We start from the raw sequence: 11800 nt of genomic DNA, 5'->3' as shown, positions 1-11800 counted from the left end.
GGTTGAATATCTGCCTGTTGATTTTGGAAGGAAAAATATAAAAGGGGAAATCATGAAAAAAGTCAGAGTGGGGCTTATCGGCACCGGTTATATCGGACGTTGCCACGCAATTGCCTATGCCCAGGCACCAACCGTATTCAACCTTCAAGGAAAGTTGGAACTGGAATATTTAGCAGAAATCACTGATGAGCTGGCGGCGCAGAAAGCACAGGAATTCGGCTTTAAACGTTCAACCGGCGATTGGCGCGAAGTGGTCAGTGATCCGAATATTGATGTGGTGGATATTTGTACCCCCAATTTTCTGCATAAAGAAATTGCATTAGCAGCGATTAAACACGGCAAACATGTTTATTCCGAAAAGCCGCTGGCGCTGACCGCACTTGAAGCCAAAGCGATGTATGATGCGGCGGAACAAGCGGGAATCAAAACCTTAGTCGGCTTTAATTATATGAAAAATCCGACCAGCCAGCTGGCAAGAGAGATCATTGCTAATGGCGAAATCGGTGATGTAATTCATTTTTACGGTACTCATAACGAAGATTATCTTGCCAGTCCGAATACCCCGATTGATTGGCATTGCTACCGCGCCAAGGCCGGCTTGGGCGCATTGGGGGATATTGGCGCCCATATTGTCAATATGGCGCAATATTTGCTGGGTGAAGAGATTGTCAGTGTCAGCGGCGATTTACAAACCGTGATCAAACAACGCCCTGATCCGCAAGATAAAACTAAACTGATTGATGTAGAAAATGAAGATCAAGCCAGTGCCTTATTGCGTTTTGCCAACGGTACGATGGGGACGATCGAGACCTCAAGAATCGCCTGTGGCAGAAAAATGGGATTGACCTATGTCGTTACCGGCACCAAAGGCACCATCAGTTACACGCAAGAACGCATGGCTGAATTAAAATTGTATCTGCACGATAACGACCCTGCACGCCAAGGCTTCAAAACGATTTTGACCGGCCCGCTACACCCCGATTACAAACCGTTCTGTGTCAGTGCCGGACACGGTATCGGCTTTAATGATCAAAAAACCGTTGAAGTACGGGATTTGATAGTAGGCTTAACTGAAAATAAACCGATGTGGCCGGATTTCGCCGAAGGTTATAGAGTTTCTCGAATCTTGGAGGCTATTGCCAAATCGGCTGAAATCAAACGTTGGGTTGATGTCGGCCAAATCGATTAACCCCTCCTAAATGAAATAAGCAGATCATTTTTATGATCTGCTTAACAGAAATGAAACATAATTTCCAATCTCAATTGACAGAAAGCCACTGCATGCTATTCTCACCCCATGAAATGAATTAAACATTTCATATTTTTAATATCTTGATTTTTTATTCGGTATTAAATAAATCACATTACACGTCTTAATTATTCGATAAATAAAATGACGTATCTATGATTGATGTTTTTTCTAATCGTATGATGCCACATTCAATATCATGAGGTGAATATATGAAAAAATGCAGTAAATTGGCCCTTTCTTTATTGGCAAGCACATTGGCATTTAGCGTTTACGCGCAAGATGAGCTGGTCGTTTTCAGCCTGCCGAATTTATCCAGCCCTTTTGAAGTCCAGCTTTCCAAATCCGCAATGAATACCGCCAAAGAATTGCAAGTCAACTTGCAGGTATTAGACGGCCAAAGCAGCTCCACCAAACAAGCTGCCGATCTGGAAAATGCCATCACCAAAGGCGCTAAAGGCATTATTATCGCCCCGAATGATGTCAATGCGATTGCAGCGGCGGTAGAAGAAATTATCGATGAAAAAATTCCAGCCGCCACACTGGATCGCAAAGTGCAAAGCAGCGAGCCGATTGCCCACTTTGGCGCCAATAACTATACCGGCGGGCAAGAAATCGCCAATGTTGTTAAATCCCAATTTCCGGACGGTGCCAATATTATTCTGCTTAGCGGGCAACCGGGATCCAGCTCTAATATCGAGCGGATGAACGGGATTCGTGAAGGGCTGAAAGAGGCGAAATATACCATTTTAGTCGATCAAACCGGTAACTGGCTGCGTTCAGAAGGCTTACGCATTATTGAAAGTGTGCTGCCGACTCTGAAACAAAAACCGGACGTAATTTTATCCGCCAATGACGACATGGCGTTAGGCGCCATCGAAGCCTTAACCGGATTGGGCTACAAAGCCGGCGATATATTAGTGACCGGTTTTGACGCCGGCCCTGAAGCATTATCCAGAATCAAAGACGGTTGGCTGTATGCCACGGCGGATCAACGTCCGAGCTATGCGGTAAAAACCGCACTTGAGCAGGTTGTTGCCAAAGCTCGCGGTGAAGGTGATGTTCAGGGACTTGATTTTGCACCGACCATTATTACTCAAAGCAACCTGAACGATGCTGAGCGAATCGGAGAAGTAAAATAATCAGAAGCTAAATTTTGGCCTTTATATAGTGAAATATAAAGGCCGAATCCGTGAGGTTTATATGTCAGTTCCTTTATTAAAAGTCCAGAACCTGAGTAAAAGTTTCTCCGGCGTGATGGCATTGAACGGCGTACAGTTGGACGTTGCCGCCGGTGAAGTCCATGCGCTGTTGGGAGAAAACGGCGCAGGCAAATCAACATTGCTGAAAGCCTTGTCCGGTGCGCAGCCGCAAACCAGCGGCGATATTATTTTTAACGGTAAAACACTGGATATCAATGATACCCCACACGCCAGACAACTGCAGGGTATCGTTACCATTTATCAAGAATTTAACCTGTTACCGAACATGACGGTGGCGGAAAACTTTTTTCTTGGTAGAGAGCCACTACATAACGGCATTTTTGTCGATCGCAAAAATCTGGAACAAGAAGCCAAAATGGTACTGGATAATCTGAAACTCAATATTTCACCGAATGCTCAGGTCGCCTCATTAAGTGTGGCAAAACAGCAAATGGTGGAGATTGCCCGCGCCCTTACCCTGAATGCCAAATTGATTATTATGGACGAACCGTCAGCAGCATTAAGCGATAAAGAAGTCGAAACGCTGCACCAAATCGTCAGGGATTTAAAACAGCGCGGTGTCAGCATTATTTATGTTACCCACCGCTTAAACGAAGTGTTTGCACTCTGTGATCGTTTTACTGTTTTTCAAGACGGCAAATATACCGGACAAGGCAATGTTTCCGAAACCAATGTAGACGAAATCATCCGCATGATGGTCGGTAGGAACGTCATGTTTAACCGCCGCCCGGCAAGTGAAACACAACATAAAGATAAACCGGTAGTGCTGTCCGTTCGCAACCTGAAAAAAGAAAAACCGCAGCTGGATCCGCACGGCATTGCGCTACATGATGTCAGTTTTGATATTCATCAAGGCGAAGTGCTGGGGATAGCCGGACTGGTCGGCGCCGGACGAACCGAAATCGCCCGTTGCCTTTTTGGCGCGGATGAATATCAATCCGGAAAAATCACCTTGAACGACGAAGCCTATCATGCCGCTTCTCCGTTGGAGGCTTTAGACAAGGGAGTCGCTCTGGTTCCCGAAGATCGTAAAAAAGAGGGGCTGGTACTCGGTTTGCCGATCAGAACCAACATGACCTTATCTAATTTGAAAAATCTCCTCAGTATGCGCTGGTTTGTGAATGAAACCAAAGAAAGCGATGTCATTGAATCTTATCGTCAGGCACTACGCATCAAAATGGCCAGTTCATCACTGGAAGCCCGCAAATTATCCGGCGGCAATCAACAAAAAATCATTCTTGCCCGTTGTATGTCTTTGAATCCCAAAGTATTGATTGTTGACGAGCCGACACGCGGAATCGATGTCGGGGCAAAATCCGAAGTCCATCAAGTTCTGTTTGATATGGCGAAAAAAGGTGTTGCCGTATTGGTTATTTCGTCGGATCTCCCTGAAATCATGGCGATTTCCGACCGGATTATCACCCTGTCGGAAGGAAAAGTCACGGGTGAAATACACGGCGACGACGCAACAGAAGAAAAACTCATGTCAATGATGGCTATCGGTGTTAACCGGCATTAATCAGCCTTGCAAGATAAGGAAATTATTATGTTTGAGAATATGCTAAAAAATTTAGGTATTGTAGATGAAAACGGTAAAAAAGATCCGATTGCGTTTTTTGAACGCTTCGGGGTGTTGGTTTTTTTAGTCTTTTTAGTTATTTTTTTCCAGTTTCAAAATAGTGCGTTTCTATCCGAACGCAATATCTTCAATATTCTGACTGAAGTGTCGATTTTCGGCATTATGGCCGTCGGCATGACCTTTGTTATTTTGACTGCGGGGATCGATCTTTCCGTCGGTTCGGTTCTGGCGGTCTGCGCCATTTTTGCCGCCCATATCATCAAAGGTGACAATGCCGTCACCGTCGAACCCGGCGCTTGGGGCGGCATGAGCTGGTTGGTCGGCCTAGGGATCTGCCTTGCGATGGGTACCTTTATCGGCTGGCTGCACGGTTTGGGCGTAACCAAACTGAAAATTCCGCCTTTTATCGTCACACTGGGCGGCATGACCATTTGGCGCGGTCTCACCTTGGTTATCAATGACGGCGCACCGATTGCCGGTTTTGATCAAGGCTACCGCTGGTGGGGACGCGGCGATTTACTGGGCGTACCGGTACCGGTCGTCATCTTTGCCATTGTCGCTATTCTGGGTTATATCGCATTGCATAAAACCCGCTGGGGGCGTTATGTGTACGCCGTCGGCGGTAATCCTGAAGCTGCTCGTTTAGCCGGTGTCAACATCAACCGCACTTTGGTCAGCGTATATGTCGTTATCGGTGCCTTAGCCGGATTGGCCGGCTTTATTCTCAGCGCCCGTTTGGGCAGTGCCGAATCCGTTGCCGGCGTGGCATTCGAATTACGGGTGATTGCCTCGGTCGTTATCGGCGGTACTTCCCTGATGGGCGGCTATGGTCGGATCACCGGCACTATTTTCGGATCGATTATCATGGGGGTGCTGATCAACGGCTTGGTGCTGATGGACGTTTCCGCCTACTACCAACAAATCATCATGGGCGCCATTATCATTCTTGCGGTATCGTTTGATACCTATGCGAAAAGCCGCAGAGGTGCAATGTAATTTAAGCCGGCCAATCATTATTGAAGCCGAATAAAAATCATTTTATTCGGCTTTTTTATCTTTATCGACGTTGATAAGAATTGCCTCCACTAGGTAGACAACCGCCGACGGCTTATCATAAAAATAGAATAAATCATCAATACTCAAAAAAATAATAGATATCGATCACATAATAAACAAATTTTGATTGTGAATAATTATAAAATCAACTTTAATTAATCAATTTCTATTAGAATAAAATATATTTGAGTATATTAAAAATGAAAAACCAGAAAAGAAATGATTCGTTTCCGACACTCCATACCCCTTTAACAGAGGTAGATAAATTAATTCTCCGTTCTCACGAACCCGTTTTAGATATGTTGAACAACTTATTGGGCGATGATTGTGAAGTGGTTCTCCATTCGTTAGAAAATCTACAACAATCGGTTGTACATATTGTCAATTCACACCTTACCGGACGGAGTATCGGTGCTCCGATCACCAGTACCGCATTAAATATGCTGAAGAAAATGCACCAAGAACAAATTTTTGTTACGCAAGCCTACTTCACTCACAGCAAGAGCGGTCAAAAAATGCGTTCTATCACACAAGCCATTCGAGGAGAAAATGCACGAATTATCGGCTTAATTTGCGTCAATTTAAACCTTGATACGCCGTTACAAGATTTTATGTCTTTTTTATTAAACCCCAACGATCATAAAAAGTATGGGCAAGGAACGGACGAAAACCATGAAAAAGAGCTGTTTGCCGAAAATATGGACGATTTATTCCACCACACAATTGAAAAAGTCATCGCAAAAGTCAGCAATGATCCCACTATAAGCGCCAACAATAAAAATAAATCCATTATTACCGCGCTATATCAGCAAGGACTTTTTGAGCTTAAAGGCGCAACCAAAGCGATCGCAGATCTATTGGGCATTTCTACGCACACCGTATATCTGCACCTGCGCAATTGCGCCGATAAGTAAAGGAAACCATCATGAAATTAGGCTTGGAAACCGAATCCTGCCATCTTCTGTTCCAACACAAGAAAATGGATGTTTTTTCATTTATCAGAAAAACATGGGAATTGGGTTTAGACGGGGTTGAACTAAATATTATTCCTGATCTTAATCTACACCCTCGTTTCGGTGTACTCGACAGTGATAAAAAACGGTATTTACATCGAATCAGAGACGAGATTGAACGACATCATCTCTATTGTGAGATCGATACCCGTTTCTGTGATATCGAGAATTTACAACCGGCATTGGCGATTGCAAACGAACTGGGCGCCGACATAGTCAGAACCTATGTAAGTAACGGCAAATTTAACCCCGAAAGAATGAAACGGGCGCCTGCCGACTTAAAACAAGTTGTCCCCTTATTGAAAAAATATCGGATTAAATTGACATTGGAGAATCATGAACATGAAACATCACATGAAATCATCAATATTATCGAAAGCGTAAACAGCCTTTGGGTTGGGGCGCATTGCGATATCGGCAATGCTATGATGGCTTGGGAGGATCCCATCAATGCCGTGAGAGCATTAGCGCCGTATACCTATTCGACACATTTTAAAGATCATATCGTGGTGATGCACGATGATATGCCGGTTATCTGCGGTGTCCCTATCGGGCAAGGCAGTATCGATATTGATCAATGCTTTAAAATTTTATACGACCATTCTCCCGTCACCCACATCAATATCGAAAATTGTTACCCTTACTGCGCTCAATTTGCCCGCCCGAAAGGAACCGGCGGTGTGGATGCATTAGAAGGTGCTTTTCGTGTTAAACCGGCGATTTTTCCGGAAAGTCTGATAAAACCGCTGGATTATTATTACCCGCATAACATCTCGACTCAAGCCTTAGCCGTTTTAACACAAGCACAACTCGAAGGGCTGAAAATATCCACCGATGCCCTCTCCGCTTTAAAACACAAATATTGTCAATAACAGGACGTGACAAAATGAAACAGATAATCAGTACATCACTGGCTCCGGCAGCCATCGGGCCTTATGTACAAGCCGTGAAAACAGCGGGCTGGGTTTATATTTCAGGGTGTATTCCGGTCGTACCTGAAACAGGCAATGTCATCAACGGCACTATCGAAGCACAAACGAAACAAGTGTTAAATAACCTAAGTGCGGTATTACACGCCGCGGGAGCCAAACCGAATGATATCGTTAAAACCACGTGCTTTCTAAAAAATATGGCGGATTTTACGCTGTTTAACCAACTTTATTCCGATTATTTCGCCGGTGATTACCCTGCACGCTCTTGTGTTGAAGTCGCACGCCTGCCGAAAGATGTCTTAGTCGAAATCGAAGCGGTTGCTTATCTCGGGAGAAATTGAGTATGGACAGAACAACAGGGCTTTTTGCCAATAAATGGGTTCAATTGGGCTTCTTGGTTTTGGGTGGCGGCACAATTTATAAATTATCCAGTATCAAAGATGTTTTTTACGTGCCGATGCAGCAAGATTGGGGACTCAGTAATACTGAAATCGGTTTAGGTTTTACGTTTTATGCAATTGTGCAAACAATCGGCTATTTTTACTCGATGTATCTCGCCGACCGTTTTTCTAAAAAATATCTGCTTCCGGCAGGCTTGCTGGGGGTTGCCGCCTGCGGGCTTTATCTCTCCACATTGCCGTCATTCACCGGTTATGTTTTCGCCTTTGCCGGCTTGGCTTTCTTTGGTGAAGTCGTATACTGGCCGGTCTTGCTGAAAGCGGTACGACTGTTGGGGACAAAAGAAGAACAAGGGCGTTTATTCGGTTTCTTGGAAGCCGGACGCGGCATTGTTGATGTAATTGTCGCTTTTGGTGCGCTGGGTATTTTTGTTTTGTTCGGCGAAGGCAAAGCCGGTATGCAAGCGGGCTTTATCTACTATACCGCAATGACCGCACTTGTCGGGGTGATCACTTACTTTCTGGTTGGTGATGAAGATCACATTAAGGTGACGGAAAAAGATCAATCCGCCAATGCCAAAGTCTTTTCCGGAATTTTGTATGTTATAAAAGACGCCAATACCTGGTTGGCTGCGTTTGTGATCTTCTTCGTCTACGCTTCTTATACCGGTCTGACCTACTTTATTCCGTTCTTAAAAGATATTTACGGCTTACCGGTCGCCTTAATCGGGGCTTACGGCATTATCAATCAATACGGTTTAAAAATGGTCGGCGGGCCTGTCGGCGGCTTTTTGGCAGATAAAGTTTTTCATTCTCCATTGCGATATTTACAGCTTGCTTTCATTGTCGCTTTCATCAGTATGCTACTTTTTATTCAGCTGCCGCATCAATCCATGAGCGTTTATTTAGGCATGGCGGCAACATTGGGTTTCGGTGCGATTATCTTCACCCAAAGAGCGGTTTTCTTCGCACCGATGGAAGAAATTGGCGTACCGCGCGAATATGCCGGATCGTCAATGGCATTGGGTTGCTTGATAGGTTATATGCCGTCTATGTTCGGCTATACGCTTTACGGTTATATGTTGGATACTTATCCCGGCATCAGCGGATACAATAACGTCTTTTATATTATGTCAATATTCAGCCTATTGGGATTTTGCTGTGCAACGGTGTTAATCCGCCGTTTGAAAAAGAGGGTAGCACAATAAAATAATCAACCGCACTTTAGTGACTGAAAACTTCCGTGCGGTTAACCATATAATACTACTCTTTCAATTCTACTATTCTTTCCGCTTCAGTCACATTCTCTTTTTTAATGATCATCGGGGCAAAATCGAGTCCTTGAATATCGGTTCCGTGACGCAATTTTCCGGCGATCTGACCAAGTGCGGTGCTAACGGCATAACTCGGACGTTGGTCAGCGGTCACATACAGCCAGTCATCTTGTATTCTGGACAAGGCTTCCGGGCCGGCATCAAACCCGGTGACCATAATATCGCCGGCTTTATAGCCCAGTGCACGCAGTGCCTCGATAGCCCCCATCGCCATATCGTCATTGGCGGATAAAATCACGTCCGGTTTCACCGGTAATGTCGGCAGCACACTTTCAACAATCCGAAGGCCTTCAGAACGCAACCAGTTGCCGGTTTGATCCACCAGAATTTTATAGCCGTCGCCATACGATTTCAGTTCGTCGCGAATCCCTTGTGTGCGTTCAATATTCGAGGTTGAACCGGGCTGTCCGGTCAACAGGATAATATTGGCGCCATCCGGAAATTTTGCCTTCACCTCTTGCGCAATTTTCTGCCCGCCCAGATAATTATTGGCACCAAAGTGCGGTATGTTTTGTGAACTGCTGACTTTTCGGTCTACTGTAGCAACGATAACACCGGCATCCAACGCATCTTCTACCGCCGATGCAATTGCATTGACGTCATTAGGCGCAATTAAAATCGCTTTCGCTCCTCGGGTCACGGCATTATCCACATCGGAAACCTGCTTGGTCGAGCTGTCCTGTCCGTCCAGCACCTGCATTTTAAAATTCAATTGTTTGCCCGCTTCAGTCGCAGCCTGGCTCATTTTTATCTGAAACGGACTGTATAAACTTGGAGAGCTGAATGTCACAAATTCATCTTTTGCCGCGACATTCAAGGCGAGTGTTGCGCCCAGTAACAAAACCAGTTTTTTCATGGAGAGTCTCCTCAATGTGTGGTGAGTAAAGCTTATCAAGCATAAAACGGCTATTTTCCAAGTAACTCTTTTTCAATTCGTTCTCTGGCTTTTGGTGCTTCTACCGCCATTTTTTCCGGAAAACCGAACATAGAGACACAAGCGATCGATTCGCCGCCGACGGCAAAAGTGCGGTCTGAGAAGTTCATTTTTCTCAGGCTTGCAAAAATCCCGTCAAAATCCACCTCGCCTTCGCCAAGCGGCAAATGTTGATGGATAGTTGAGCAGCAACCGGGCGGGTTCATGATGTAGCGACAATCAATAGTATGATTATGGGTGTCGGCGAATAAAATATGGGACAAATCTTCTCCCGCATAATCAAGCATCGCACGCACATCGCCTTTGCCTTTGTCATAGAAGAAACCGTGCGGACTGGAATAGACGTATTTCAAATAATCGGTACGGTAAGATTTCACAATATCGACCGTTTCATTATTCAGTTCACAAAAATCATACGGGTGAGATTGAATTTCACAACGAATGCCGTATCGTTCAAATAGCGGCAATAATTCATCTAAAGAGCGAAACAGCATACCGTTACAGATTTCCGGCTGGTGCGGATCGCCCGATAATTCGGTATTAATCACACGTACATCCATACTGTCGGCAATTTCTATCATCCGTTTCCAATTGGCAACCGCATGAAGGCGTTGCTCTTCCGTCGGACCCGACCAGCGGTAAACCACGATAAAGGAAGAAATCTCCACGCCGGTGCGCTGAAGTGCGGTACGGTATTCCTGCTCGCACGCTTTCGAAAATAACGGGTGCTTGTAAAACGGGTTAATCCGAGGATGAGGTGATTGTTCAATGTATTTGTAACCCCAATCCGCCACTTGGTGAACCATATCGGAAATACTCATTTGTTTAGCGAGTACATCAACGTCAAATGCAATTTTCATAATATTACCTCTTGTTATGTTACTGAATCGTAATATAAACTTTTCATTTCATGTGCTATTGGTAATCAACCCAAATCGCCCCTGCATCGGCGGATCGCACGCAATTTTCAACCCAACGCACGCCTTCAACGCCGGCATCAATATCGGGATACCAAAATTCAAACGGTTTGCCTATCTCTTGAGCGGCAATCGCTTCGGCAAAGCGAGCATATAAATTTGACCAGGCTTCGAATAATCCTTCGGGGTGTCCGCCACCAATACGATCTTCCTGTAAGGCGCTATCGTGCAAATAGCCCATACCGCGCTCTAAAATCCGCACAGGCTCGCCCTGAATCTCCAATCGCAGCTGGTTGGGCTGTTCGTCCCACCATTCAATACTGGCTTTTTCACCGACAATTCGAATGCGTTGCCCGTGCATTGAACCGGCATTCACACAGCTCGACCAGACACTGCCGACCGCACCGGTTTGATATTCCATTAAGGTTAAGGCGTTATCTTCCAGCGGTGCACGGCTTGCGACAAAACTTTGTCTGGAACATAACAAACGTTTAATTTTCAAGTGCGGTAACAATACTTCGGAAATAAACAACGGGTGCGTCCCCAGATCGCCCAAGACATAACTCGGCCCCGCCATTTTCGGATCAACCCGCCATTTTGTGCTTTCCGTATTTTTTTCTACGGCAATATTGTGAAAACCATGGGCAAATTCCATTTTTACAATGCGGATATCCCCAAGCATACCGTCTGCAATCAAACGACGCCCTTCCTCCAAAACCTGATGCCCGGAATAGCCGTAAGTGATGCCGACGATACGTTGTTTCTGTTTTGCCAACGCCGCCAGTTCCTCCGCCTCCGCCACGCTAAAACAAAGCGGTTTTTCACAAATAACATGTAAATCGGCTTTAAGCGCCGCTTTACAGATTTCATAATGTGTGCCGTTCGGGGTGGCGATCGAAACCGCCTCAATGCCGTCGGGGCGCATTGCTTCTTGAGCAAACAGCGTTTTATAATCCGGATAGCAGCGTTCAGGATCAACGTGCAGTTGTCGCCCGAATGCCTTCCCTCTTTCGGCATCTAAATCAAAAGCGCCGGCAACCAATTCAAAACAAAAATCACGCAATGCGGCCGAACGGTGAATATAGCCGATTTGACTGCCTTTACCGCCGCCGACCATCGCCCAACGAATAGGTCTTTCAACCCGTTTTTCGCCGTAAATCATGTT

General features: G+C 45.4%; 11 protein-coding genes. 8 read left to right on the top strand and 3 right to left on the bottom strand.

Annotated features, from left to right (window positions below; all coding sequences use genetic code 11):
• Positions 1 to 52: 52 nt before the first annotated feature.
• The 8 genes from OA57_RS00635 to OA57_RS00600 all read left to right on the top strand — a co-directional run bounded on the left by OA57_RS00635 (position 53) and on the right by OA57_RS00600 (position 8658).
• Positions 53 to 1189 carry a Gfo/Idh/MocA family protein gene (locus tag OA57_RS00635; RefSeq protein WP_034612075.1) on the top strand — a complete coding sequence of 379 codons (1137 nt, stop codon included), beginning with the start codon at positions 53 to 55 and terminating at the stop codon, positions 1187 to 1189.
• 272 nt (positions 1190 to 1461) lie between these two features.
• Positions 1462 to 2391, top strand: a complete 930-nt coding sequence (locus tag OA57_RS00630; RefSeq protein ID WP_034612072.1) for a substrate-binding domain-containing protein — start codon at positions 1462 to 1464, stop codon at positions 2389 to 2391.
• A gap of 61 nt (positions 2392 to 2452) precedes the next feature.
• Positions 2453 to 3991, top strand: coding sequence for a sugar ABC transporter ATP-binding protein (locus tag OA57_RS00625; RefSeq protein ID WP_034612069.1), 1539 nt, complete (start codon positions 2453 to 2455; stop codon positions 3989 to 3991).
• Positions 3992 to 4018: 27 nt separating this feature from the next.
• Entirely contained in the window at positions 4019 to 5047 is a 1029-nt protein-coding gene (locus tag OA57_RS00620; RefSeq protein ID WP_052122309.1) for an ABC transporter permease, read from the top strand.
• Positions 5048 to 5307: 260 nt separating this feature from the next.
• A complete protein-coding gene (locus OA57_RS00615; protein ID WP_034612066.1) occupies positions 5308 to 6021 on the top strand; it encodes a helix-turn-helix transcriptional regulator in 714 nt (237 codons plus the stop codon).
• 11 nt (positions 6022 to 6032) lie between these two features.
• Positions 6033 to 6992 carry a sugar phosphate isomerase/epimerase family protein gene (locus tag OA57_RS00610; RefSeq protein ID WP_034612063.1) on the top strand — a complete coding sequence of 320 codons (960 nt, stop codon included), beginning with the start codon at positions 6033 to 6035 and terminating at the stop codon, positions 6990 to 6992.
• 14 nt (positions 6993 to 7006) lie between these two features.
• Positions 7007 to 7393: a RidA family protein gene (locus tag OA57_RS00605; protein WP_034612060.1), complete on the top strand. Its 387-nt coding sequence runs from the start codon at positions 7007 to 7009 to the stop codon at positions 7391 to 7393.
• A gap of 2 nt (positions 7394 to 7395) precedes the next feature.
• Complete coding sequence (locus OA57_RS00600) at positions 7396 to 8658, top strand: MFS transporter (protein WP_034612058.1); 1263 nt, start codon at positions 7396 to 7398, stop codon at positions 8656 to 8658.
• Between the two features lie 55 nt (positions 8659 to 8713).
• Here the strand turns inward: OA57_RS00600 and OA57_RS00595 are convergent, their stop codons facing one another.
• The 3 genes from OA57_RS00595 to OA57_RS00585 are packed head-to-tail and all read right to left on the bottom strand — an operon-like array spanning position 8714 to position 11797.
• A complete protein-coding gene (locus OA57_RS00595; protein ID WP_034612055.1) occupies positions 8714 to 9640 on the bottom strand; it encodes a substrate-binding domain-containing protein in 927 nt (308 codons plus the stop codon).
• A 50-nt stretch (positions 9641 to 9690) separates the two neighbouring features.
• Positions 9691 to 10578, bottom strand: coding sequence for a sugar phosphate isomerase/epimerase family protein (locus tag OA57_RS00590; RefSeq protein ID WP_034612053.1), 888 nt, complete (start codon positions 10576 to 10578; stop codon positions 9691 to 9693).
• Positions 10579 to 10633: 55 nt separating this feature from the next.
• Positions 10634 to 11797 (bottom strand): Gfo/Idh/MocA family protein, encoded by a 1164-nt coding sequence (locus OA57_RS00585; protein WP_034612051.1) that lies wholly within the window; start codon positions 11795 to 11797, stop codon positions 10634 to 10636.
• Positions 11798 to 11800 lie beyond the last annotated feature (3 nt).

The organism is Chelonobacter oris, assembly GCF_000772535.1.
GTDB classification, from domain to species: Bacteria; Pseudomonadota; Gammaproteobacteria; order Enterobacterales; family Pasteurellaceae; genus Chelonobacter; species Chelonobacter oris.
Note: the sequence above shows the minus strand (reverse complement) of the source record. Positions and strands in the feature narration are given on the sequence as shown.